Here is a 24521-nt window from a genome sequence, read left to right on the forward strand (position 1 = left end):
TCATAGTGATAGCTGTCGAAGCGATCACTCCATCCACGTATTTTCGAACCGGAACGTCGACCCGTCCGGCGACATGACTTCACCCTGGAACTCGTGCGTTCGTGCCATCAGCGTGGGCATCCAGTAGAGCAGGATGTGGCCGGAACGGCGTTCCTGCAGGATTTCCGCCGCATCGTGGTACAGCGGGGCACGATCTTCCATCTCGTAGTACTGACGGGCCTCGTCGACGAGGTCGTTGTACTCCTCGTCTTCCCAGCCCGTAAAGAAGAACGCGCCATCGGAGTGGAACGGGCGGTGGAAACCGGCGTCTGGGAACCAGAGTGCGAGGTACGAACTCGTCGTTGCCTCGAAGTCACGGTCGGTGTAGACGTCGCTGAGCCAGTTGCTCCAGGTGATCAGCTGAATATTGAGGTCGATACCGACCTGTGCCGCCTGTGATTCGATCACCTGTGCGGCCGTCACCTGATCGTTGTACTGCTCTGGAATCTGGAAGGTCACTTCGAACCCGTCTGGATAGCCCGCCGCTTCGAGGTGCTCCTGAGCGAGGTCGTAATCCTGCGGCCGGGGTTCGAGGTCCGGATGTTCCCACTCGCTATCGGGGGCTGCAGGGCTTGTCGCGACCTGTCCCTGGCCGTATAGTGCAGCCTCCATGACTTCCTGTTTGTCGATAGCGTAGTCGAGCGCCAGTCGGGCGTCGATATCGTCGAACGGTTCCTCGTTACAGTTCAATCCGAGGTACGTGAGCGACTGTGGGAACCGACGGATGAAGTCGATGTCGGGGTCGTCTTCGAGGTCCTCTGCATGACGCGGTGGCACGCCGTTGATGAAGTCGAGTTCGCCCGCATTGAACGTGTTTAGTCGGTTGTCATCGTCCGAGATCTCGCTCTTGGTGACCTTGTCGAGATACGGCAAGTCGTCGTCCCAGTAGTCGTCGAAGCCGACCATCACGAACTCGGAATCGAGTTCCATACTCTCGAACTCGAACGGCCCAGTACCGATCGGCTCGTCGACCTCGTTCTCGTCGGCCTGGTGGGCCGGGATAATGTGCATGTGAGACGTCGCCATTCGAGAGAGCATCGGGGCGAACGGTTCGGAGAGCACCATCTCGAAGGTGTGGTCATCCACGGCCTCCATCGAATCCACCAATGCCATGTAATCGGCCGCGAGGCCCTGTTGTTCCTCGATTCGGTTGAACGAAGCGTAGACGTCTTCGGCCGTCAGTTCAGTCCCGTCGTGGAACTGAACGCCCTCGCGGATGTTGAACGTCAGTTCGCTGTTGTCTTCGGACGTTTCCCACGATTCGGCGAGCAGTCCCTCGAGTTCGTACTCCCAGTTGACTCTGGTGAGTCCCTGCGTGATGTTCTCGAGGACTCGAGCACTGGCAGCCGCACTTTCGAAGTGGGGGTCGAGACTCTGGACCGGAACGCTCCCTCCCCAGAGAACCTCACCGCCGTAGGTAGCGTCGCTGTCGTCGGTGTCAACTTCGGTTTCGTCCCCGACGCCGTTTCCGTTGTCCGTCCCGTTACCGTCATCATCGTCGCCGCCGAGACACCCGGCAAAGGCGATTGGCACACCTGCTGCGGCCGCTTTCATGAAGAGCCGACGACTTGGCTCCGTTTCGGAATCGCTAGTCGCTTCTCTCCTGTGATGGCTTGTCATACCTACCTATCGATATTCGAATTGTACTATTTAAAACTATGGAATTTGAGGGTAGAAACGCCAAATCTTCTACAATCGGACCACCGAACACGTGGTTCTCCGGCGGTGGGTCTGGTAGCGATTCCTGGAACGATAGAGGGGTTCGAGCGATGCCGTCCCCACTCGAGTGCCCCAAGACTTCCACGAATGGCTATCGGTGTTCCTCCGAAAACGATGGACTCGGCGCTGATCTATAGCAGGTGTCGCTGACACCGACGTCACACGATCGCTTTTCACTCACTGGCCAACGTACCAAGCGCTGCCGCGAGAACGGTCGTTGCGCCAGCACAGTCCTCCCAGTCCGTCCACTCCTGTGGGTTGTGTGAGATTCCGTCTCGAGACGGCGCAAAGACGAGGCCGGCATCGGTTACTCGAGCGACGTTCATCGTGTCGTGGGCTGCCCCGGAGTGCAGACGCAACGTTTCGATACCGGTTGACGATCCGGCCTCGAGCAACGCCTCTCGGCACCGGTTGGCCATCGGCTCAGGCGGGATGTCGTACGGTCTCGAGATAGACACCTCCACATCACGTTCGCTTTCGACGCGTTCCCCACTGGCCTCGAGGTCCGCGACGAGCGCCTCCATCGACGCGGCCTCGATGTCGCGTATATCGACACCCAGACGGACCGTTCCGGGGATGACGTTGGTTGCATTGGGCGAAACCGTCGCTTTGCCGACCGTGGCTACGGCCGAAGGGGATTCACTCGAAACGATTCGGTGTGCCGACGACTCGAGGTCGAGGATGAGTGCGCTCGCCGCCGCCAGCGCGTCGGTTCGGTCGTGCATCGGCGTCGAACCGGCATGATTTGCTTCACCTCGAACGTCGATATAGCAGTGGGTGATGCCGGTGATGGACGTGACGACGCCGGCTGCCGCACCGGCCTCCTCGAGGCGAGTTCCCTGTTCGATGTGCAGTTCCAGCCAGGCGTCCCACTCGGCAGCGTCGATCTGCCCTTCGCCACGGTAGCCGATACGTTCGAGCGAGTCGGCAAGCGTCGTCCCTGATTCGTCCTCGAGCGAGAGCGCCTCCTCGACGGACAGTCGCCCCGTGGCAACCGACGAACCGAGCAACCCGTTGCCAAATCGCTGGCCTTCCTCCTCGGTAAAACAGACGACGTGTACCGGTCGCCCAGGTGACACTGACGCATCTTGCATCGCTCGAACGGCCTCGAGTGCGGCATACGTGCCAAGCGGCCCGTCGAAGATACCGCCCTGTGGGACCGAATCGAGGTGACTGCCCGCTGCAACCGGTGCCAACGACGGGTCTGCACCCGGCGGTACCCAGCGACCGACGATGTTTCCAACGGCATCGACCGTTACCTCGAGACCCGCGTCCTCGAGACGGCGAACGAATCGGTCACGTGCTCGTTTGTTCTCGTCTGTTCCCGTCAGTACCGTCCGTCCATGGCCCTCAACGTCGGGAACGATGCCGAACTGGGCGTTCGCTTCGATATCGGCTCGAAGCCTCTTTGCAGAGACCTGCATATACAGTCCTCGATGTGAAGCACGCTGTGTTAAGTGTTTGCGTTTCCCAGCTCTCGTCGAGGGAAACCCCGCCGAGGCCGAGAGTCCGAGCGTTCGCAGTAAGCGAACCGTCGTATGGTACCGGTTCTGCAAGCTGAGAGGGTCATAGGGATTATCAGAGGAGTTCATCGGTACCGACGAAGAACCCTGCCACAGCGTCGACAGCCGTACTCCGAAACCGCCGGGTGGCTACGATAATCCCTATTAGTCGACGGTGTGGTGCGCTCGAGTCACCGGATACTCGATCCGTGAAAAGTGTTTCCCAAATGCGAACAGCTATACTATTGGCTTCCCAGTACCTCGTATGGCCCGGGACAAGCACCGATCCGCTCGCACACTCGAAACCGTTGCTCGAGCCTGTGACGTAATCGACACCCTCGATGCACTCGACGGTGCCGGCGTGACCGAAGTGGCGACGGAACTGGATATCGCAAAGAGTTCCGCACATGCGTATCTCAATACCCTCCGAGAGAAACGATTCGTAATCAAAGAAGGCGACCAGTATCACCTCAGCCTGGAGTTTCTCTATCTCGGGAAATCGGTGAGACACCGGCACGTGCTCTTTGCGCACGGAAAATCGGTCGTCGACCAGCTCGCCAGCGAGACCGGCGAGTACGTCCACCTGATGGCCGAACAACACGGTCTCGAGCGAAACGTCTACAAAGTGGCTGGCGAGAACGCCGTCGGCGACACCTACCACACGGCCAAAGAGCGGAAAACCGACTTTCTCCACTTTACATCGACGGGAAAGGCGGTTCTCGCGTATCTTCCCGAATCCCGCGTCCGCGAGATTATCGACACGCACGGACTCCTCGAAAAAACCGAGAACACGATCACGGACCTCGAGACGCTGATCGAAGAACTCGAGACCATTCGCGACCGAGGGTACGCGATCAACGACGAGGAAGAAGTGAAGGGCATTCGCGCCGTCGGTGCCCCCATTCGAAATGCGAACGGAACCGTCCTCGGTGCTATCAGCGTCTCCGGTCCCACGAGCCGTTTTACTGGTGAGTACCTCCACGAGGAAATGCCACACATGGTTCAGGAAGCCGCGAACGTCACCGAAGCCAGTATCAACATGTCCAACGCGAGCCAGACGTTATGACAGGACTGGGAAACGGACTCCCGCTAATATTACAGGCATATTAATGTAATGGCATTCGTGTGAGTATCGAACGGAGCACACAGGTGAGACGAGCGCGTTCGCATTTACATAACACCCTGGGTTGAAAGACAGCGTTGCTTCCCACGCTCACGATCATCGGACTGTGGACCGCTCATCTCAGCAAGAGAATCCTATACGAATCGAGCACGACGAAAATCTAGGTCATAATTCAGACATTTGTCTCGACCAACCATTTATTCGACAGTTATAAGAGTGCCTCGTCTCTCCGCCAAGCGATGCTGTGTAAATGAATTTAACACCCCAAGACGTGGTCCTCTTCGTACACTCAGCTCTTCGTGACACGAGAGCCCAAATCCGGACGCCACACACAGACAATAATAACACATGCCACCACAAAATCCACCTATTATACTATTTAAAGTGTAAAATTCGCCGCAACGGACCATATATGTAGCTACATTCGAGCTTTGGCTTGAAATTGACCAGGACTAACCAACATTGCTATATAATTCATCTATTATGCATTCATATCTGCCAGTATCTGTTAGCACTAACCCCATCAGCAGCTCGAAAAGGATAGCGTCTTCAAAAACACAGAAAGTGGTTTCCCAACTCAACGCAGCCGGTTCCAGAAAAGCTTACTCGAGGCAGGCACAGCTAGCGGTATGATCAGAACGTTCGACGGGCACGCGCCGACTATCGCAGACTCCGCGTACGTCGACGAAACTGCCGTCGTCATCGGCGAGGTCACGATCGGCCCCAACGCCAGCGTCTGGCCAGGGGCCGTTCTCCGTGGCGACCACGGCGAAATCGTCCTCGAGGAAGGCACCAACGTACAGGACAATGCGACGATTCACGAGGGTGCACGGATCGGGCCGCGAGCGACCGTCGGACACAACGCCATCGTCCACAACGCGACCGTCGAAGAACGGGCGCTGGTTGGCATGGGCGCAATCGTCCTCGACCGGTCGACCATCGGCGAGCGTAGCATCGTTGGAGCCAACAGCGTCGTTACCGAAGGAACCGCCGTCCCGGAGTCGGTGCTCGTCCTGGGCGCTCCCGCGAGGGTGAAAAAGGAACTCGAAACCGACGCCTGGGGGGCCGCTGCTGACACGTACGTCGAACTCGCGACACGACACGCCGAAACCGGCGAGGTGCTCGAGCGCGGGACGGTCGGTTCCCCGCCCGACGACGCGATGGGCGAAGAGGAGTAATCACCTACGCGCCGAAACGCAGGACCCCGAACTTATTCTCGAGCAATCGTCGTCCCTGGCGATTCGCCCTCCAGAAACGCCGGCAGCGCCTCGAGGCCGAAAATCGATGCTTCGGCCTCGAGCGCGAGAAGTGCCTGCACCTTCGCGGCCATCCCACCGGTTACGTCCGTCGACTCGCTGGCCCCCAGAACGGCTGCGACGTCCTCGTAAGCGTCGATCCGGTCGACGACCGCTCCGTCGCCATCCAGCACGCCCGGCACAGTCGAACACAGACCGACGTGGTCAGCATCCAGGCGCGTCGTCAGTTCGGTCACGAGTTCGTCGCCACTGATGATCGTCACGCCCGCATCGCGCTGGGCGACTACGTCGCCGTGTAATACCGGAACGAACCCCTCTGTGAGGAGCGTCTCGACCGGTTCACTGGGCAGTGTGAGCGTGCCATCGCCATCGCGAGCGGCCAGCGAAAACGGGTGGACGGGCACCGCTCGAACCCCCTGCTCGAGCAAGCGGTCGAGGACGAATCGGTTGAGCGTCTTCATCGCGCCGTGAATCGCGTGGACGGCACCGATGTCGTGGGAGCCACGCGTCGTACTCACTCCGTGTTCGCTCGCGTTGACGTGCCCGAAACTCCCGCCGCCGTGGACGATGACCAGCTCTGGAGTCGATTGACCGGGCGAACGGGCCGATCCGTCGAGAGCGGAGCCGACAGCCGTCGCAGCCGCCTCCAGTGCCGCTCCGTCGAGCGTTTCCTCACGGTCTTTGTCCGTAATGACGCTCCCACCGAGTTTGAGGACGGTCGTCATTCGAGCCGTTTCACCCCCTCTTCGGCGAGTTCGGCCCGAAACGCGTCCTCACACCCAGGCGTAAACCGAAGCGCTGTCTCAGTTTCCGGCGTCGGATCGAGCGCGACGATACAACCACCACCACCTGCACCCGTCAACTTGGCCCCAACCGCACCTGCATCGCGGGCCGCCCAGACCATCGTCTCGAGCGTGCGCGCCGAAACGCCCAGTGCCGAGAGGAGACCGTGGTTGAAGTTCATCAATCGGCCAATTTCCTCGATATCGCCCGCTTCGAGCGCCGCTTCACCCTCTCGGACGAGGTCGCCGATCGTCTCGACCGTCTGGGCTGCGAAGTCGTACTCCTCGCGCAGCGACCGCACGCCTGCGACGAGTTCGCCCGTCTCGCCAGCACCACCGTCGAACCCGATTACGAACGGTAGCGACGGGGCCTCGAGCGAGCGACAGTCCTCACCCTCGACGCGGACCGCACCGCCCGTCGCCGAACAGAACGTATCTGCGCGTGATGCCTGTCCCTCCTGGACGGCGTACTCCGTCTGAAACGCCCTGTCTGCCAGTTCATCGGTCTCGAGGGTCAAACCCAGCTCGCGCGTCGCGGCGTCGATAGCCGCGACCACGACTGCAGCCGAGGAGCCGAGGCCGGCTCCCAGCGGAATCTCGCTCTCGATGGTGACGTCGAACCCGACGTCTGTCTCGCCGGTAACGTCGCGCACCTGTTCGATGGCTCCGTCGACGTATCCCATCGCCGCCCTGATGAGCGGCTGTGGGACGTCGATGTCCGGATGTCCGTCACGGGGACCGCCGTACTCGACGGTAAAGCCATCCAAACTGAGGTCGTCTGCCTGTACGCGAAGTGCGTCGTCGTCCCGTCGCTCGACCGTCACGGTCGCCCGTCGCTCGATGGCACAGGGCACCGCCGGCTCGCCGTAGACGACTGCGTGCTCCCCAAAGAGATACACCTTCCCGGGAGCGCTCGAAACTGCCATGTAGGGGCGTTCGCACGACGACGCTTAATACCTATCTTCTCGCACCCGACGCCAGTTATACGGCTTCCCGCACCCTTTTTCCGATGATTGCCGAGCCGGTATGGAAAATCGACAGTAAACCGTCTCTATCGCCATCGCGGTGACATCACTGGCGCTCTGAGACTAACGCATAAAACTCGAGAAACGAACCGACAACTGCCGCGTTAGACCAGACTCTCGAAGTCGTCGAGCGCGTAGCTTGGCTCGGCGCCACGGCGGTCGAGAACCTCGTTTGCGAGCAACCAGTAGACGACAGAAAGCGCTTTTCGACCTTTGTTGTTCGTCGGGACGACGAGGTCGACGTTGCTCGTCTGGTTGTTCGAGTCACACATCGCGATAACCGGAATGCCGACCGTGATCGCCTCTTTGACAGCCTGGGCGTCACCGATCGGGTCCGTGACGACGACGACGTCGGGTTCGATGTAGCCGTCGTATTTTGGGTTGGTCAGCGTACCGGGGATGAACCGACCCGTGCGGGCACGCGCACCGACCGCTTCCGCGAACTTCTCCGCTGGGAAGCGACCGTACTGGCGACTCGAGGTGACCAGAATCTGTTCGGGTGCGTAGTTCGCCAGGAAGTCCGCAGCCGTTCGGATACGGCCGTCGGTCTTCGAAACGTCCAGTACGTACAGACCATCGGTTCGGACGCGGTGGATGAACCGCTCCATGTCCTTGGTCTTTTGCTGGGTTCCGATGTGCACACCGGCGCCGAGGTAGTCTTCGACGGGGATGAGCAAGTCGGCTTCCTCGTCGGACATTACGTCGTCGTCGAGGGTCGGTCCGGCTGGTTCGTCCGCGGCCTCCTCGGCTGCGGCGGGCTGTTCGTCTACTGGCTCGACGTCCTCGGCGGGTTCGGCGGCGGGTCCAGCCCCTTCGGCTGGCTCCTCGTCGATCGCCTCTTCGGCGGCGTCGAGTCCGTCCTGTTGTGCGTTTTCCTCAGTCATGTCGCATCGTCTGCAATTCGGATAAGCTCGTTGAGCTTGGCGGTTCGCTCGCCGCCGACCGCGCCCGTCTTGATGAACGGCACGTCGGTCGCCACAGCGAGGTGTGCGATCGTCGTATCTTCGGTCTCGCCCGAACGATGAGAGACGATCGACTCGTAGCCGTTTTCGCGGGCGAGTTCGATCGCGTCGAAGGCATCGGTAAGCGTTCCGATCTGGTTCGGCTTGATCAGGATGCTGTTTGCCGCGCCTCGTTCGATTCCGTCGGCCAGTCGCTCCGTGTTGGTCACGAACAGGTCGTCGCCACAGACGAGCGTCTGATCACCGACCTCCTCGGTCAGCGTCGCGAAGGCGTCGTAATCGTTCTCGTCGAGTGGGTCCTCGACGTAGACGAGTTCGTACTCCTCGACGAGGTCTGCGATGTAGGCGATTTGCTGGTCGGTGTCCCGACTGGTGTCGCTGTACTCGTAGGTTTCCGACTCGTCGTCGTACATCTCCGCAGCGGCAACGTCGAGTCCGAATCGAATCTCGAAGCCGACCTCGTTTTCGACGGTCGAGACGGCCTCTTCGACGATTTCGAAGGCCTCCGCATCGTCGATCGATGGGGCCCACGCGCCCTCGTCACCCTTGCCCGCGGGGACGTCGCGCTCGTGGAGCAACTCGGAAACCGTTGCGTGCACCGCCGCGTTGGCAAACACCGCGTCGGCGACGCTTGGCGCGCCGACGGGTGCGGACAGGAACTCCTGAATGTCCGTCGCGTCGGCAGCGTGTTCGCCACCGCCGATGACGTTTCCGAGCGGCACCGGGAAGTTCTGGCCGCGGAACGTCCCACCGAGGTGCTGAAACAGCGGCGCACCGAGGACGTCTGCCCCCGCTTTCGCCGCCGCCATGGAAATCGCGACCGCGCTGTTGGCCCCAATTTCCGAAAAGTCCTGAGTGCCATCTGCAGCCCGCAAGATTCCGTCGACTTCGCGCTGGTTCCCCGCAAAGGCCTCACCGACAAGCCGAGGAACCGCGTGTTTACGAGCCGCGGCAATCGCTGCCGACGGCTCACGTTCGATCGCCTCGTACTCACCGGTACTCGCCCCCGAAGGGGCAGCGGCGCGACCGAATCCGCCGCTTTCGGTCAGTACGTCGGCCTCGACCGTCGGGTTACCCCGGGAATCGAGGACTTCGCGCAGCCGAACGTCGGTTATCAGCGTCATTTTGACCCCCGATACACCGTGAACGGCAGCACACCTGCATCGTACTCCTCGGCGGCGATCAGGATCGGCTCCGTCTGGTCAGTCGGCGTCAACACCGGCGCACCGTAAGAGATTTGCAGCGCTCGAGCGCCGAGGATGCGTGCTTTTTCGTATCGATTGTGGCGTTGTTCTTGCATGCTTACTGGTAGGGTGAAACGACGTCGACGAGGTCAGTGTGGCTGACGAGCATTCGTCGACAGCAGAACCGATCGACACCGAGCTCGTCGAGGACTTCCTGTGGGTCCTCCTCGCCCTGGTTTGCTCGTTCGTCGAACTCCTCCCAGTGTTCGCCGACGACGTTACCGCACGTGAAACACCGGACCGGTACCATCATATCCTGATCACCTCAACGGTAGGATTTCTGGTAGCGGGCCCGTGCACCGGGTCCGCCCCACTTTTTGGGCTCGGACTGGCGGACGTCGTTGACCAGCAGCGAACGGTCGAACTCCATATACGCATCGCGGAGTTCGGCGTCGTTCGTATGCTGGACGATCCCGCGAGCGATGGCGGTGCGGACGGCGTTTGCCTGCCCACTGACACCGCCACCCTCGACGCGAACGTCGACGTCGATCCCGTCTCGGAGGTCGTCGCCTGCGATGCGGAACGGCTCGAGCATCTTCAGACGCGACATCTCGGGTTCGACCAGTTCGACCGGTTGGGAGTTGATTCGGACTCGGCCTTCACCCTCGCGAACGGTTGCACGGGCGACGGCCGTCTTCTTCTTTCCACTCGTGTTCGTTACCATGTGACGTTAGCACCTAGCTGTTCGGAAACTTCGTGCAGGTGGACGAAGCGGATGTTCGAGAGTCGGTCCAGTGACGTGCCCTCGAGAACTTCGGCTTCACGGTCTTCGTCGCCCTCGTACGGATTGCCGACGTAGACGCGAACGTTCTCGAGTGCTTCTCGTCCGCGTGGCTTTTTGTACGGCAACATGCCACGAACGGAGCGTTTCAGGATGGCGTCCGGACGCCGTGGGTAGTACGGACCGTTGTCCGAACCCAGCTGAATGCGCGTTCGGAAGGTGTCGAACACGTCGGTTTTGTCGCCGGTGATGACGGCACCTTCGGCGTTGACGATGGCAACAGCCTCGCCATCGAGTGCGCGCTGAGCGACCTCGCTAGCGACGCGGCCAAGGATACAGTCACGGGCGTCGACGACGATGTCGGCGTCGTATTCGGCGACGGACATCAGGCGATCACCCGGACGTTCGAACCGTCGGGGTTCTCTTCGAGCAACTGCTCGAGTCGAACGGATTCGCCGACCTGTTCGATTTTCGTCTCCGCCGAGGACGAAAAGTCGACGGCGGCGACGGTGACGTTCTTTCGTAGTGCGCCGGACCCCAGCACCTTGCCGGGGACGACGACGGTCTCTTCTTCTCTCGCATAGCGCTCGATACGCCCCAGGTTGACCTCTGCGTGGTTACGCCGGGGTTTCTCGAGACGGTCTGCGATATCTCGCCAGACGGCTGCGTCCCGCTCGCGGGACGTAGACTTCAACTCGGCGATGAGATCGGTAAGTCTCGGATTGGTCTTTGTACTCATTGGTTTCCTCCAAATTGGGGAACAAGAATGCGAGACGGAGTCACGAACCTCGAGCGACCAGCGACACGAGACGAGCGCTCGCCTCGGCTGATAGCTGATGCTCGAGTCGGTGAGGTCCGTCTCGACAGATCGGAGAAGTGATGCAGGGAGCAGGATTTGAACCTGCGGACTCCTACGAGACAGCGCCCTGAACGCTGCGCCGTTGGCCTGACTTGGCTATCCCTGCTCGCACTTCCCCGTACCCGTCGCCACGTAAAACCCCTTTCGATTTGAACAGCCGCTCGGACGCCAGTCTCGTCGGTGTCGGCGCTGGCGGCCGGCGGCATCGAAACGGTGTGTGTCGGGCGATGGGTCATGATTTGATCGTGTGTTGGTATCGTTACGTTACAGCTGGACGGCTTCCTCGAGGTCGGCGGCTCGTGAATCGATGGTGTCGACCGCGCGCGTCACGAGGTCGCTCGCGTCGAACGAGCCGTCGGTCTCGACGTGGAACACGAAGGCGTTGGGCACGTCTTCGACGTGAACTTCTTTGCCGGGATATCGCTCGGAGAGGTCGTGGTCGAACTCGCTCGTGAGAACGAGGTCGCCGTCTCGCGGCTCGTCGCCGCTCGACGTTTCTGCGGCTTCCGCCGCACCCTCTTCTATGACGCCACGAATGATCTGCGTCTCCTGCTCTTCGAACTCCGAGATGTCCTCGCCGACGGTGACACGCTGGAGGTGTCGGTAGCCGACGGCCACGCCGCCCTGGTGTTTGGCGTGGTCCTTTCCACGGTCGAGGACGGCATCTGCTTCGGCCTCGAGTCGCTGACCGTCTTTGAGTTTGATGATCGGCACGTTCTCGTCGGCCGGACGGACGAGATCGTCACTCGAGACGAGGTCGCCCGAGTAGGCCGTTCCCGGCCCTTCGACGTCGATCGAGAGCGTCACGACGTCGTCCTCGGCGAACTCGCCTTCCGGCGGGGTCGTCAGGGGGACGAGTCCGAGCCTGAGCGCGAGTTGCTCGTCGAACATCACCGACGAGTTCTCGATGAAGCGGACTTCGTCGATCGCCATCGTGGGGACGTCAGCGACCATCGCTCGCCGGATGCCGTTGGCGAACGCTGGCGTGACGCCACGGACGAGAAACCGGATGTTCCGGTCCCCGCGTTCGACGAACTCGACGTCGTATGCTTCTGTCATGATCTAGAAGCCGCCCTTGCCTTTCGGTGCGCGCGACCCGTCGTGTGGAATCGGGGTCACGTCTTCGATGCGACCGATTTCGATGCCCGAGCGGGCGAGCGCGCGAATCGTCGCCTGTGCGCCGGGGCCGGGGGATTTCTGCAGGTTTCCGCCGGGGCCACGAACGCGGACGTGCAGGCCGGTGATGCCGGCCGCTTTGACCTCTTCGGCGATCGACTCGGCCATCTGCATGGCCGCGTACGGCGACGCTTCGTCGCGGTTCTGTTTGACCGCCGTCCCACCGGAGGACTTGGCGATCGTTTCGGCGCCCGTGAGGTCGGTCACGGTCATGATGGTGTTGTTAAACGATGCGTGTACGTGGGCAACGCCCCATTTGTCGTCTGCCATGTTATTGTCCCTCCGCTCGTTCTGGGTGGAGTTCGTCCGCAAACGGACTGTTCTCGTCGAACGCGACCAGGTCCTCCTCGTCGACGTCGACGACGTACGACGGGACGCGCTGGCGCTGTCCGTCGAGGACGATGTGGCCGTGGGTGATGAACTGGCGCGCCTGCTGTGGCGTGTGTGCCAGTCCTTTCCGATAGGCGACCGTCTGGAGACGGCGCTCGAGCACGTCTTCGGGTTCGAGCGCCAGGACGTCGCCGAGTCCGTCGGCTTCGTCGAGAATGCCGACGCGTTTGAGTCGACCGAGGAACTCCTCGGTCCGGGTGATGACGGCGGGGTCGTCCTGTTCCTGGGCGAGCAGGTCACGAGCCTCGCGTCGGTACGAACGCAGTTCGGACTGGGCACGCCAGAGTTCTTCTTTGTTTTTGAGACCGTATCGGTCGAGCAGCGAGTGCTCGCTCGAGATACGTTCACCCTGATAGGGGTGATTCGGCGTCTCGTACTGTTTGGTGTTGGATCCGAGTGGCATTATTCGTCACCCTCTGCTGCTTCCTCGGCAGCTTCCTCGCGGAGTTCCTCGACGTTGACGCCGATGGTCCCTTCCGTACGGCCGGTAGATTTGGTTCGCTGACCGCGGACCTTCTGGCCGCGCTTGTGGCGCACGCCCTTGTAGGAGTCGATCATCTTCATCCGGTTGATGTCGTGCTGGCGGGCCAGCTGAAGGTCGTTTCCGGTCTGGTGGCTGTTCTCGCCGGTGTAAAAGTCGTTCTGGCGGTTGGTGAGCCAACCAGGGACTGTTTCGGCGTAGTTCTCTACGGCGGCGACGACTTCGTCGATCGTCTCTTGCTCGAGCGCACCGAACGTCGCTGTTCTGTCGACGCCGGCTTCGTCGGCGATGAGTCGGGCGGTTCGTCGACCGATCCCGTTCATCTCCGAGAGCGACCGTTCGACGGATTTCGTCCCGTCGAGGTCGGTCTGCCCGATGCGGACGAAGTACTGAAGGTCGTCGTCCTCGGCTTGGTCTTGAGGTGTTTCCTCGCTCATATATGGTTTCTAGTGTGTGGTCGGTTTGCGATGCAAACGTAACAGCAGTCACCAGTGACTGATAGCTGCGGTCACGCAATCGACGTCGTGGCGGGGATTCGAACCCCGGAGGCTTGACGCCACATGGTTAGCAACCATGCGCCTTGGGCCGCTTGGCTACCACGACACCGTGGTCAATGTCGCCTATACAGACTCGGGGACGCATCCCCTGCAGTGTATTGCACGCTCACTTTCCCGGGGACAGTACTTAAGGGCAACGATAGAGACCGCCCGAAAGCGCGCGGAACGAGTCGTGTTGACAAACAGAATACACGGACTTATTAGTCGGTAGCCAGAAACGACGGTCAATTGGTGCCTTCCACGGACACGCTCGTTCGAATTGCGGTTGCCCTCGCAGTGATCGTCTCGATCGGTTTCATCGCAGCGACCATTGCCGATCCAGCCGACCCCACCGGAAGCCCCGGCACCGGACCTGCTGATGAACCCGGTCCCGGAGAGCAGGTTCCGGAAACCGAGATGGACGAACCACCGAGCGGCGAACTCCCAACGTTCTTCGAATATCTTCTGTACGCCCTGGTCGCCATCGCCGGCATCGCACTGGTCTGGTATCTACTGTATTTCAGGCGGGAAGCCGTCAAAGCCGGGGCCGTGATCTTACTCGCCAGTACGATCATCATCGCCGTCGTCTACCTACTCCTCCAGTTCGGAAGTGGTCCCGAACTCGGCGGGGCACCCAACGAAACCGTCAACGAAACGCCCGAGGTCGGCGGAGGGGAAGGCGGCGCCGATACCGAACGCGAAACGGACAATCAGGTCCCACCAATTCTGGCCGCCGTTGGCTTGCTCGCGTTCATCTTTATCGCGGGCTTGCTCCTGAGTAACCGGTCACCAGGCGGGAAAGAATCGAACACCGAATCGGCGGTCGACGCCGAACCCACGAGCGATCAACTCGCCGTTGCCAGCGCTGCCGGACGGGCCGCCGACCGAATCGACGACGCGAACTCGAGTGCCCTCGATAACGAGGTGTACCGGGCCTGGCGAGAGATGACCGAGGGCCTCGAAGTCGATCGACCCGAAACGACGACGCCCGGTGAATTCGCCGACGCAGCCATCGAGGCTGGGCTCGCTCGCGAGCACGTTGACGAACTAACGGAACTGTTCCAGGACGTTCGATACGGCCACGAGGAGACGACCGACGAACGGGAACAGCGTGCCGTCTCGATTCTCAGGGAGATCGAAGCGACCTACGGAAACGGTAAAGAGATGGACGAAAGTGACGGACGGAGGTCAGATGGATGAGCGTACGTGACGGATGGAGAACGAACGCCGAGACGGGAGGTGGCGGGTGGTGAACGTCAAGCGAATCCCACTGCTCGTGGGCGTCGCGATTCTCCTGGCTGCGCTCTCGATTCTCGTCGGGGTGACCGACCTCAACGTCACACAAGGCTTCGTGGCCGCAGTCGGCCTCGTCGCCATCGGCGCAGCACTGAACGGTTTCGCTCGGCGACGCCGAGCGGTTGAAACCGCCGAGACCACAGACCCCGAACACCGAACGACGGTTCCCGTTCCGGGGGCGAACTTCTCCGAGACGATCAACCAGTTCCGCACGGACACGTACACCTTCGCTACTGGCTCGAGACAGGTCCTCGAAGGGTTGCAGGGTGCCGCAGTGGCTGTCCTCACTCGGTTCGAAGGACTCTCAGAGGAAGCAGCAAAGCACCAGATTGAAACCGGCGAGTGGACGAGCGACGAGCGCGTCGCGGCCTTCCTCTCACCCGAACTCGAGGCCCCCGGCCGACCGATACGAAGTCGACTTGCGGCGGTACTGGACAGGGAAAGCAGCTTTCGCTCGGACGTCCGGCGAACGACCGCAGCAATCGCCGCCATCGGCTACACCGGTCTCGAGGCGGCTGCACCGGAGTCGATTCCACAGTCGGACGCAGAAACCCTCGAGAACGTCGTCCCCCGAACCACGGCGGCATCCACGACCGGGCTCCACCTCACCGCAGTTCGCGATACGGGCTACTGGACCGGCGTCGGTGGACTCGCACTGCTTGCAGTTGGGCTGGGCGCGGTTGCCGAATCACCGAGCGTCGTCCTCGCCGGCGTCGTTGCCGCGGGTTACGCCGGCTTCGCCCACATCCAATCGGTTCCCGAACCGACGCTCTCGCTCGAGCGAACCCTCAGCGACGAGCAACCGGAGCCGGGTGAGGAGGTCGACGTCACCGTCACCATCACGAACGACTCGGGCCGGTTGTTAGCGGACCTTCGAATCATCGACGGCGTCCCGGCAGGCCTCGCCATCACCGACGGCTCCGCCCGCATCGGCACCGCGCTTCGCCCCGAGGAGTCTGTCGACCTCGAGTACACGGTCACCGCGAGACGAGGGACACACACGTTCGATCCGGCCGTGATCTTGACGAGAGACCTCTCTCGAGCGAGCGAGAAAGAATACTATCTCGGCGTGGAAACGACGATGACGGCAGAACCAACGCTGAAGCCGCTCGCAACGCAGGTCCCGTTACAGCCCGCAGCCGCCGCTTTCTCCGGGCAGTTGACGACGGCTGACGCCGGCGAAGGTATGCAGTTCCACTCCATTCGTGAGTACCAGCGAAACGACCCGCTCAACCGCATCGACTGGAACCGTCACGCCCGCTCCGGCGAACTCGCCACCCTCCAGTTCCACGAGGAACGAGCGGCCCGCGTCGTCATCCTGATCGACGCTCGCAAATCGTCGTATCTGGCACCGGAGCCGGATGCTCCACACGCCGTCGACCGCTCGGTCGAAGCTGCCGGACGCATCGCCGCATCGTTGCTCGACACCGGCGACACGGTCGGGCTGGCGGCGCTCGGCCCAGTCGACCGGACCGGTGACCGAAAACTCGACTTGCGAAACACCTGCTGGCTCGCGCCGTCCTCGGGCCAACACCATCGTGGGCAGCTACGGTCGCTGCTGTCTTCACACCCGCAGTTCTCGACGGTCCCGCCCAACGGTCGAACCCAGTGGCACCCACAGCTTCGACTCATCCGCCAGCGACTCACCTCCGAGACGCAGGTCGTCCTCTTTACGCCGCTGTGTGACGATGCCAGCGTCCGTATCGCCCGACGGCTCGGTGCCCGTGGTCACGCTGTGACCGTTATCAGCCCGGACCCGACGGCAGAACGCACGACGAGTCAACAGCTCGCTCGAGTCGGCCGTCGAATCCGGCGATTCGACCTCCAGCGAGCCGGCATTCCCGTCATCGATTGGACGGCCGAGCAGTCGATAGACGAAGCCGTTGCCCGCGCCAACAGCGGTGATTCCCGATGATGGAGCTGACCCGAAAACCCACCCGGCGAAACACGGCCGCATCGATCACCGCGGCGCTCGGCACACTGGTCGTCATCGGCTCCGGTTCACCGGCCGGCGGGCTGTTCGGCCTGGTCGGGCTCGGCCTGCTCGCGCTGGGACTCCATCGCGGGGTTCGACTCGGCGTCGATCTCGGAGGAGGCATCCTCTTTATCAGTGTCGTCCTCGGCGGGTTACAGGGTCTCTCCCCCGAAGCGAGCGTCATCGGTGCTGTCGGCACACTGCTAGCCTGGGATCTCGCCAACAGCGCCGTCGAACTCGGGGAACAACTCGGTCGCGAGACCGTCACCGGGCGGCTCGAGTCCGCCCACATCGTCACGAGTCTCGCCGTCGGTCTCCTCTCGGCGACGGTCGGCTACGGCGTGTTCGTCTTCAGCGGAGCCGGCTACTCCCTCGGCGTCGTCGTCCTCCTGATCCTGGCCGTCGTCTTTTTGATCGCCGGGCTTCGCTCGAGTCGACCGGAAGCCGCCTGAAAACGGCCTGCCCCCGCACTGGGATATGCCAGGTCTGTTAGAATCCTTTTGTACACACACAATCCACATGCTGAATACACAGTGTGACTACGCCCACGACTGAGAGAGAATCTACGATGGGGAGTAATCGGTCAGTACTGGTGAACAAGGTAGTGAATCTCATTATTTCCCAGTCAATTTTTCTTTCAGGTGAGTTTTTATTGGATCGAGAATTGTTGTCAATGTGTTTGTCTCTGTCCCAGCTGGCCAATTCTTCTCCCTCTCATTCTAAAAGGAAGAGGTAGTAAGCTGAAGTCGGGGTTTCGTCAGTTTTTCAGCGCTAGCCCCTCAGTGTATAGAGAGTTATTCGACTTGTAGCATCTCCCGAACCATGTACGGATGGCCGTATCCACAGTCATGGGTACAGACGAAATCGAACGTTCCGGTTTCGTCGGTGACGAACGACGTCTGGACAGGTTCGTCTGCGGTGCTCAACACCATCATTTCGACGTCGTGTCCAGGTATGATCAGCTCGTGATCCAACATCGTTAACTCGTTCTCATCGTGGCCATCGTCATCGTGGCCATCGTCATCGTGGCCATTGTGAGCGTGGTCGTGAGCCTCTTCGTATACTTCCTCAATCGTAGCGTCCTCAGGTTCAGGAATAGTCCCATCCTCGACGTGCTGTTTCGTCCGTTCCAGCGCATCAAAGTCCTCGAGTATCGTTTCAACAGGCTCAGGTAGATCTCCGAACGCGTCGCTTGCATGATCGTTGATCGCGACGATGGTTAGCTCGGTTCCCTCTGGGACTTCGATTAACTCGTGTTCAGTTCCATCTTCGTCGAACGCAGCAAACCCCCAATGATAGGCGACGATGTAGTAGGTTTCGTCACCGGGCTCGTCACCGAGACCAACGTCATCTAAGCACCCAGCGATGAGTGCTGTGGCACCGATTCCCCCACTTTGTAAGACTGTCCGTCTGTTGTACAATTCGTTCATTGTCCCTCACACATATATAAATGATATTTTCTGGGAAAAATGCAGCGTAGTTTCCTGTTATGTGAGAACAAGGAGCACGCATTAAGTATGATGATGGAAATGGATTTCCGTGATGAGGGTTCCAACAGAGAAGATATGTCCTGATTGGCGTGTGCCCGGTTCGATCACAGACTGATACGGTCTGCTGTAATTTTTTCCCGGCGATTGCCGACCCGGTATGGGCAATCACCGGGAAGAGACGACAGTAAACCGTATGAACACTCGAGCGGGCAAAGAATAGCGAATACTCGATCCAAATTCAGACGCCGATATACTCCTCGTTGAGTTCCCATTCCCCGTTGCCGTTGCGGACCATGTACTCGCCGTAGTAGGGGACGCGGTTGGCGACGACCTCCCGGAACGCCTCGCGGATTTCGGGTTTGGTCATCTCACCCATCGGTCGGAGGTCGTCGTTGCGGTTCAGACAGCCCTTGAGATAGCCCTGGTGAGTTACCCGAACGCGGTGACAGTTCGCGCAGAACGTCGGATTTTCGACGGGGTCGACGATTTCCACCATGCCGCGCCGCTCGTTGCTCGGTTCACTAACGGATTCCCCACTCGAGCCGTCGGCACTGATCCAGTAGCGTTTGCGGTCGTGCATCTCCCGGTGTTCGATTTCGTCGGCCTGTTCGGCCAACCAGTCGTGGACGCGCTCGATGTCGACGTTCCATTCCGGTTTGCCAGTGAGTTCGGGCATGTATTCGATCAACTGGAGCTGTAATCCCTCGTTTTCGGCGACGTGATCGACCATCTTCGGGACGTAGCCCGCAGTGTGTTCGAAGACGACCATGTTGAGTTTGACCGGATCGAGACCGGCAGCAAGCGCTGCCTCCACGCCCTCGATAACCTTGTCGTAGGCACCGCTTTTGGTCACTGCGGCGAACGCTTCCGGGTCGAGGGCGTCCTGAGAAACGTTTACCCGGTCGAGGCCCGCCTCGACCAGATCCTCGGCGCGCCCGGGGAGGAAGGTGCCGTTCGTCGTCAGCGACACCTCCATCGAGTCGGGCGTCCGCTCGATAATCTCCTCGAGGTCCTGGCGGAGCATCGGTTCACCACCCGTGAACTTGACCGCGTTGATGTCGAACTCCTCGGCAACCTCGAGAAAACGGACGACGTCGTCGGTTTCCATCTCGTCGTCCTGTGGATCCATCGGCCCACGGGTGTCACCCAGCCCCTCGTTGTGACAGTAAATACAATCGAAATTGCACCGATCGGTGAGCGAGATGCGTACCCCGGTGACCTCGCGCCCGAACTCGTCGGCAAGCATATGATGCAGTATCGTTCGAATCCGCTTAAACTCGAGGGTCGAAGACGGGTTTGTGAAACCATTTTTGGTTTCATCTTTCGGGTTCGAAGACAGTCTGGGCCGCTGCTCACTCAGTGGCCACGCTGTGAGTAACCACTACCTCGCTCGAGACACTTCTCTGGATATGGACCGAGAAATGCTGACTGATCAGCGCGAACTGGTCGAGTTGATCGAATCCGCCGGCTGGGAGGTCACCGGGCTCGAACTCTCGAGTTACGATAGCCCATGGGTCGACGAGGACGCCCCGGAGGCCGAAGTGACGATTACGGCCCGAAAGCCCTATCTCGAGGACGAGGACGGATCTGAGGACGATGAGAGTCCGTTCCGAATCAGTGATTGAGCACGCTTCCAGCGCCATCCCAGGGCTCGAAGCGGCCCGAGGGAACCCGCACAGGCTCGAGTCACCTCCCTAAATCTCCAGTCATCACCCTAAATCGACCACGAGAGCTACCTCGGCTCGAGTATGGTTGGCACGCCCCGCCGCTGTCTCAAGTGTGAACAGTCCTGTCTCGAGGTCGACGAGGCATTTGAGCGGTGCGAGGACGCGTCACCCCTTGATGTTGCACACCGGGAACGTCCGGGCGACTTTGTCTCCGATACCGAGCGCGTCGGACACCCGAACGACTTCGTCGACGTCCTTGTAGACGCCAGGGGCTTCCTCCGCGACCGTGGCTCCCGACTGGGCTTTGACGAACACCTGCTGGGTGTCCTCGAGTTCGGCCTGAACGGTTTCGCCCCAGTACTCCTGTTTGGCCTGCGTCCGGCTCATGAGTCGGCCAGCGCCGTGGGCCGTCGACCCGAAGCTGACGTCCATCGAATGCTCGCCACCTCGGAGGACGTAGCTGCCAGCACCCATGCTGCCCGGGATGATGACGGGCTGGCCGACGTCGCGGTAGCTCCGTGGGACGTCGGGATGGCCGGCCGGGAACGCTCTCGTCGCCCCTTTTCGATGGACGAACAGGTCCCGCTCTTCGCCGTCGACGGTGTGTCGCTCTTTTTTCCCGATGTTGTGTGCGACGTCGTACAGGAGCTCCATCTCCATGGACTCCCACGAGCGGTCGAACACGTCTGCAAACACCTCTCGAGTTCGGTGCATGATGAGCTGTCGGTTGACCCACGCGAAGTTGATCGTGGCGTTCATCGCCGCGTAATACTCCTCGGCCAGTTGCGAGCCCGCGGGTGCTGCCGCGAGTTCCTTGTCGGGCAACTGGTTCAGCAGGCCGCTGTGGTGGCGTTCGATCTTTCGCAAGTAATCGTTACAGGTCTGGTGACCCAGCCCGCGAGAACCACAGTGGATGAGGACGACGATCTGATCTGCGTCGAGGCCGAAGGCATCCCCGACCTCGGCATCGAAGATATCGGTCACCCGCTGAACCTCGAGAAAGTGGTTGCCCGAACCCAGTGAACCGATCTGATTTTTCCCGCGGTTTTTGGCCTTCTCGCTCACCTTCGACGCGTCGGCACCCGCCCGGACGCCTTCGTCTTCACAGTGTAACAGGTCGTCTTCGACGGCATAGCCGTGCTCGAGCGCCCAGTCGACACCGCGCTCGAGAATCGCCTCCACGGTGTCGACATCGGTCTCGACGACACCCCCACCGCCGAGACCCGACGGAATCGCTTCGAAGAGCGCGTTCACGAGGTCGCGTTCGCGACCCTGTAGGTCCTCGTACGTGAGGTTCGTCCGCATCATCCGGACGCCACAGTTGATGTCGTAGCCGATCGATCCGGGTGAGATACACCCGTTCTCCGCATCGATTGCCCCCACGCCCCCGACCGGGAAGCCGTACCCCTGGTGACCGTCTGGCATACAGATGGCGTGTTTGGTCATCCCCGGCAGATGCGTCGCGTTTCGCAACTGCTCGAGTGTCCGGTCCTGGCTGATTTCCTCGAGTAACGCCTCGCTCGCGAGGACGCGCGCCGGCACCCCCATATCACCGGTCTGCGGCATCTCCCACACGAACTCACGGACTCGCTCGAGAGTGATCCCGTCGGCGTCGAACGTTTCGGTCATATGTGAGGCTTCACCCGCGAGACTCATAGGGCTTTGTCAGTCCTGTTCGGTTACGTTGTAACTATAGTAGCTATTGAAAGTCATTGCACACTCTATCGCAAGGCAGCATCGCGGTAGGTGTGTCAATCGTTTCAATTGCTACTATAGGGTTCTGTCCGTCCTGTTCGATTACGTTGTGACCGTTCGTCCGAAGTGGAAGCAGCCTCGACCTCGAGGGGCGTGCTTCTCGCATTGCACCGACTGGAGACCGATTCCTCGATACCGATCGCCGGTGACGTGGTGTTGTGAAACACTGGTATTAAAGCCCAACCAATTTAGTATTAGTATTGTATCTTTTGCTATCGTAGTCATAGTCCAGATTCTCGAAGTCGACAAAACACCTCGAGGCAGCCAAAATACGACAACACGAACCGAGTCACCCCTCGCTACACGTCGAAAACGACGTACGCCTCCCACCCCGAATCAGTTTCTTCGAGGCGCATATCCGCGTAGGTGATTGCTTTGATTTCTCTGGCATCGATCGACTCGAGTGAAATCCCGTGAGCGCTAGCCTCGAGTCGCCAGCGGTCGATGGCCACCGCCGAAGACGACAGCGAAGAGTCCGCAGTCGCTGCCGAATCCTCCGGAACCGCTGTGGAGTCGTCCGATTCGTCGACGCACTCGAGAGACTCGATTCGGTTGTCGACGGGTAACTCGAGGCGGATATCCCGTTGATAAATGAGTTCGTCGAGATACTCGAACAGCAGGGCTTCACGGCTTTCGGCGACGGCGGTGACGTCGAATCGCGCCGACGAATCTTCGGGGCCTTGGAAGGCCTCCAGTCCGTCCCAGGAGGCCGCCGTCAGCCCTTCCGCCAACGCCGCGAACGTCTCCTCGAGGGTGTCGGCCGACGCTGCGACGCCGACATCGGCAGTGTGCGGCCGCAGTTCGTACTGCATACCCGACCGTACCACCTCGAGGGTACTATATATCCCGTTGTTGGGACCTCACCCTTCCGAGCGAAACCGAACGGCGATGTTATCCGGGTCGCGGACGCCAAATCCGGATTCCATCTCGTCGGCCGTAGTCCCAGATTCCACCGCACCGTCGGCCAACCCTGGTTCACCCGCACCGACGGACACTTCGGACTGCACGTCAGTGACCGAACTCCCGGCCGCCTCGAGTCGACGACGGACATCCTCGAGCGAGTCCGCATCCGGCAGGACGAACTCGAACCACGCCAGTCCCCGCGTCTTTGCTGCCGGCTGTGTTCGGCCGTTCCAGGTGTTGAGCCCGATGTGATGGTGGTAGTCGCCAGCCGCGAGAAACGCCGCCTGTGGCAGGTCTGTCTGGAGGGTCTGGCCCACCATATCGCCGTAAAACCGCCGAGATCGGTCCAGGTCGGTCACCTCGAGGTGGACGTGTCCGACTTTCGTCCCCGACGGCACGCGGTCGCCCCCGTCTGCGTGGGTTGCAATGACCTCCAGATCGAGCGGTTTCGTCCCGATTTCGACGGTCCCGTCGTCGCGGCACGGCCAGGACTCCCGTGGCGTATCCCGATAGATTTCCACACCGTTTCCCTCCGGGTCTCGCAGATACAGCGCTTCGCTCACGAAGTGGTCGGATGCACCAGAGAGGTGCCAGTTCTCGCGAATCCGCTCGAGTGCCGCCCCGAGCGCCCCCCTGTCCGGGAGCAAAAATGCCGTGTGGAACAATCCGGCGTGCTCGGCGCGCCGGGACGAAAGCGATTCGTCGGCCGTCAACACGAGTATGGTCGTTCCATCGACGCCGAGACTCGCCGACGTCCCCTTTCGAGAGATGACCTCGAGGCCGACGACAGTCCGGTAGAAGGCGACCATCGAGTCGAGATTACTACCGGTACGGAGTGCGACCCGACCAATGTACGTCTCATCGGGAAGTGAGTGCGCCTCGTCCATTGGTGGACCATGGGGACGACGGTATTTGTCTCTGTGCGAACATTGGTGGTAGGCGTCCAATTCGAACTGCGCCACAGAGCCTCGCTGCCGGTGGAATTATATTGGTGACAGTGATACTGTGTGGTAGTGAGCGTCAACATCGACAGTCGCGTCGTCGGCCCCGGAAACGACGAGTACGTCGACGCGGCCTGGGCACTCAAAGAAAAGATTAGCCAGGCCGAGGGAGTCCTCAAGCAGCGGCGTAACTTTTTCGTCGACGCCTATCGTCGGTCGACGGTCTACTGTTATCTGCAGGAAGGAGAACTGATCGGGTTTACCGCTGTCCGACGCGACGGCTACATTCTCTTTCTGGCCGTCTCACCGAAGTGTCGCGGACAGGGCATCGGCAAGCGACTCGTCGGTCACGTCGCCGAAGACCACAACACCATCACCTGCCACGCTCGGACGACCAACGAAAACGCCCTCCAGTTTTACGAACATCTCGGCTTCGAGATCAAACGCCGCATCGACAACTACTACGAAGACGGTGGCGACGCCTACTACCTCCGGCTGGGCTCGAGTGCCAGACTCACCGACCGTATTTCGGATCTTATTCGCCGGTAATCCGTGTGCTATGGACTGGCAGTCGACAGATACCATCGAGTAGATAGTGTCACACTCGAGCGCCGACACGGCCCTCAAGCACGGGGGCACCTTCGAACCCGTACGAAATCGTCCCGTCGAGACGCTCGGC

27 protein-coding genes and 2 tRNA genes are annotated in these 24521 nt (G+C 60.7%); 7 read left to right on the plus strand and 22 right to left on the minus strand.

Annotated elements, in window-relative coordinates:
* Positions 1–24: 24 nt before the first annotated feature.
* Both NLK60_RS06660 and NLK60_RS06665 read right to left on the minus strand, forming a co-directional pair.
* On the minus strand, positions 25–1659 hold the full coding sequence (locus NLK60_RS06660; RefSeq protein ID WP_254810102.1) for an ABC transporter substrate-binding protein: 1635 nt from the start codon (positions 1657–1659) through the stop codon (positions 25–27).
* 272 nt (positions 1660–1931) lie between these two features.
* The gene (locus NLK60_RS06665; RefSeq protein WP_254810103.1) at positions 1932–3182 is read right to left on the minus strand and encodes a Zn-dependent hydrolase; all 1251 of its coding nucleotides are present in this window, start codon (positions 3180–3182) and stop codon (positions 1932–1934) included.
* Between the two features lie 343 nt (positions 3183–3525).
* On the opposite strand from NLK60_RS06665, the gene NLK60_RS06670 reads away from it, so the two are divergent.
* A complete protein-coding gene (locus tag NLK60_RS06670) occupies positions 3526–4326 on the plus strand; it encodes an IclR family transcriptional regulator (protein WP_254810104.1) in 801 nt (266 codons plus the stop codon).
* Positions 4327–5012: 686 nt separating this feature from the next.
* Entirely contained in the window at positions 5013–5561 is a 549-nt protein-coding gene (locus tag NLK60_RS06675; RefSeq protein WP_254810105.1) for a gamma carbonic anhydrase family protein, read from the plus strand.
* 32 nt (positions 5562–5593) lie between these two features.
* On the opposite strand, the gene NLK60_RS06680 is transcribed toward NLK60_RS06675, so the two are convergent.
* From NLK60_RS06680 to NLK60_RS06750, 15 genes are all read right to left on the minus strand, one after another.
* Positions 5594–6364 (minus strand): isopentenyl phosphate kinase, encoded by a 771-nt coding sequence (locus tag NLK60_RS06680; protein ID WP_254810106.1) that lies wholly within the window; start codon positions 6362–6364, stop codon positions 5594–5596.
* The gene (mvk, locus tag NLK60_RS06685; RefSeq protein ID WP_254810107.1) at positions 6361–7347 is read right to left on the minus strand and encodes a mevalonate kinase; all 987 of its coding nucleotides are present in this window, start codon (positions 7345–7347) and stop codon (positions 6361–6363) included. The genes NLK60_RS06680 and mvk overlap by 4 nt, the downstream gene beginning before the upstream one ends.
* Before the next feature lie 203 nt (positions 7348–7550).
* Positions 7551–8330: a 30S ribosomal protein S2 gene (rpsB, locus tag NLK60_RS06690; protein WP_254810108.1), complete on the minus strand. Its 780-nt coding sequence runs from the start codon at positions 8328–8330 to the stop codon at positions 7551–7553.
* The gene (eno, locus tag NLK60_RS06695) at positions 8327–9532 is read right to left on the minus strand and encodes a phosphopyruvate hydratase (protein WP_254810109.1); all 1206 of its coding nucleotides are present in this window, start codon (positions 9530–9532) and stop codon (positions 8327–8329) included. Before eno ends, rpsB begins: the two co-directional genes overlap by 4 nt.
* On the minus strand, positions 9529–9708 hold the full coding sequence (locus NLK60_RS06700; RefSeq protein ID WP_254810110.1) for a DNA-directed RNA polymerase subunit K: 180 nt from the start codon (positions 9706–9708) through the stop codon (positions 9529–9531). The genes eno and NLK60_RS06700 overlap by 4 nt, the downstream gene beginning before the upstream one ends.
* A gap of 2 nt (positions 9709–9710) precedes the next feature.
* Positions 9711–9905, minus strand: a complete 195-nt coding sequence (locus NLK60_RS06705) for a DNA-directed RNA polymerase subunit N (RefSeq protein ID WP_254810111.1) — start codon at positions 9903–9905, stop codon at positions 9711–9713.
* 12 nt (positions 9906–9917) lie between these two features.
* On the minus strand, positions 9918–10316 hold the full coding sequence (locus NLK60_RS06710; RefSeq protein WP_254810112.1) for a 30S ribosomal protein S9: 399 nt from the start codon (positions 10314–10316) through the stop codon (positions 9918–9920).
* Positions 10310–10759, minus strand: coding sequence for a 50S ribosomal protein L13 (locus NLK60_RS06715; protein ID WP_254810113.1), 450 nt, complete (start codon positions 10757–10759; stop codon positions 10310–10312). The genes NLK60_RS06710 and NLK60_RS06715 overlap by 7 nt, the downstream gene beginning before the upstream one ends.
* Entirely contained in the window at positions 10759–11112 is a 354-nt protein-coding gene (locus NLK60_RS06720; protein WP_254810114.1) for a 50S ribosomal protein L18e, read from the minus strand. Before NLK60_RS06720 ends, NLK60_RS06715 begins: the two co-directional genes overlap by 1 nt.
* Positions 11113–11253: 141 nt before the next feature.
* Positions 11254–11338: transfer RNA gene (locus NLK60_RS06725), tRNA-Leu, on the minus strand.
* Between the two features lie 158 nt (positions 11339–11496).
* Complete coding sequence (locus NLK60_RS06730) at positions 11497–12291, minus strand: DNA-directed RNA polymerase subunit D (RefSeq protein ID WP_254810115.1); 795 nt, start codon at positions 12289–12291, stop codon at positions 11497–11499.
* A 3-nt stretch (positions 12292–12294) separates the two neighbouring features.
* Positions 12295–12678 (minus strand): 30S ribosomal protein S11, encoded by a 384-nt coding sequence (locus NLK60_RS06735; RefSeq protein ID WP_254810116.1) that lies wholly within the window; start codon positions 12676–12678, stop codon positions 12295–12297.
* Between the two features lies 1 nt (position 12679).
* Positions 12680–13201, minus strand: a complete 522-nt coding sequence (locus NLK60_RS06740) for a 30S ribosomal protein S4 (protein ID WP_254810117.1) — start codon at positions 13199–13201, stop codon at positions 12680–12682.
* On the minus strand, positions 13201–13716 hold the full coding sequence (locus NLK60_RS06745; RefSeq protein WP_254810118.1) for a 30S ribosomal protein S13: 516 nt from the start codon (positions 13714–13716) through the stop codon (positions 13201–13203). The genes NLK60_RS06740 and NLK60_RS06745 overlap by 1 nt, the downstream gene beginning before the upstream one ends.
* A gap of 83 nt (positions 13717–13799) precedes the next feature.
* Positions 13800–13882 (minus strand) — tRNA-Ser (locus NLK60_RS06750).
* 185 nt (positions 13883–14067) lie between these two features.
* Here NLK60_RS06750 and NLK60_RS06755 point away from each other — a divergent pair.
* The 3 genes from NLK60_RS06755 to NLK60_RS06765 are packed head-to-tail and all read left to right on the plus strand — an operon-like array spanning position 14068 to position 17538.
* The gene (locus NLK60_RS06755) at positions 14068–15015 is read left to right on the plus strand and encodes a DUF4129 domain-containing protein (protein ID WP_254810119.1); all 948 of its coding nucleotides are present in this window, start codon (positions 14068–14070) and stop codon (positions 15013–15015) included.
* 49 nt (positions 15016–15064) lie between these two features.
* Positions 15065–17026 carry a DUF58 domain-containing protein gene (locus tag NLK60_RS06760; RefSeq protein WP_254810120.1) on the plus strand — a complete coding sequence of 654 codons (1962 nt, stop codon included), beginning with the start codon at positions 15065–15067 and terminating at the stop codon, positions 17024–17026.
* The gene (locus NLK60_RS06765) at positions 17023–17538 is read left to right on the plus strand and encodes a DUF7519 family protein (RefSeq protein ID WP_254810121.1); all 516 of its coding nucleotides are present in this window, start codon (positions 17023–17025) and stop codon (positions 17536–17538) included. The genes NLK60_RS06760 and NLK60_RS06765 overlap by 4 nt, the downstream gene beginning before the upstream one ends.
* Before the next feature lie 342 nt (positions 17539–17880).
* Here the strand turns inward: NLK60_RS06765 and NLK60_RS06770 are convergent, their stop codons facing one another.
* Together NLK60_RS06770 and moaA are read right to left on the minus strand one after the other, a co-directional pair.
* The gene (locus NLK60_RS06770) at positions 17881–18516 is read right to left on the minus strand and encodes a cupredoxin domain-containing protein (RefSeq protein ID WP_254810122.1); all 636 of its coding nucleotides are present in this window, start codon (positions 18514–18516) and stop codon (positions 17881–17883) included.
* Positions 18517–18814: 298 nt separating this feature from the next.
* Entirely contained in the window at positions 18815–19822 is a 1008-nt protein-coding gene (gene moaA / locus NLK60_RS06775) for a GTP 3',8-cyclase MoaA (RefSeq protein WP_254810123.1), read from the minus strand.
* A 163-nt stretch (positions 19823–19985) separates the two neighbouring features.
* Here moaA and NLK60_RS06780 point away from each other — a divergent pair, with 163 nt between their 5' ends.
* Positions 19986–20201, plus strand: a complete 216-nt coding sequence (locus tag NLK60_RS06780) for a hypothetical protein (RefSeq protein WP_254810443.1) — start codon at positions 19986–19988, stop codon at positions 20199–20201.
* A 207-nt stretch (positions 20202–20408) separates the two neighbouring features.
* Here NLK60_RS06780 and NLK60_RS06785 read toward each other — a convergent pair whose 3' ends face one another.
* The 3 genes from NLK60_RS06785 to NLK60_RS06795 all read right to left on the minus strand — a co-directional run bounded on the left by NLK60_RS06785 (position 20409) and on the right by NLK60_RS06795 (position 23788).
* Positions 20409–21872 carry an RtcB family protein gene (locus tag NLK60_RS06785; protein WP_254810124.1) on the minus strand — a complete coding sequence of 488 codons (1464 nt, stop codon included), beginning with the start codon at positions 21870–21872 and terminating at the stop codon, positions 20409–20411.
* A gap of 425 nt (positions 21873–22297) precedes the next feature.
* Positions 22298–22810 carry an archease gene (locus NLK60_RS06790; RefSeq protein WP_254810125.1) on the minus strand — a complete coding sequence of 171 codons (513 nt, stop codon included), beginning with the start codon at positions 22808–22810 and terminating at the stop codon, positions 22298–22300.
* A gap of 48 nt (positions 22811–22858) precedes the next feature.
* Complete coding sequence (locus tag NLK60_RS06795) at positions 22859–23788, minus strand: VOC family protein (protein WP_254810126.1); 930 nt, start codon at positions 23786–23788, stop codon at positions 22859–22861.
* A gap of 126 nt (positions 23789–23914) precedes the next feature.
* Between NLK60_RS06795 and NLK60_RS06800 the strand changes: the two genes are divergently transcribed.
* Positions 23915–24391: a GNAT family N-acetyltransferase gene (locus tag NLK60_RS06800; protein ID WP_254810127.1), complete on the plus strand. Its 477-nt coding sequence runs from the start codon at positions 23915–23917 to the stop codon at positions 24389–24391.
* The last annotated feature ends 130 nt before the right edge of the window (positions 24392–24521 follow it).

This window comes from Natronosalvus amylolyticus (assembly GCF_024298845.1).
GTDB classification, from domain to species: Archaea; Halobacteriota; Halobacteria; order Halobacteriales; family Natrialbaceae; genus Natronosalvus; species Natronosalvus amylolyticus.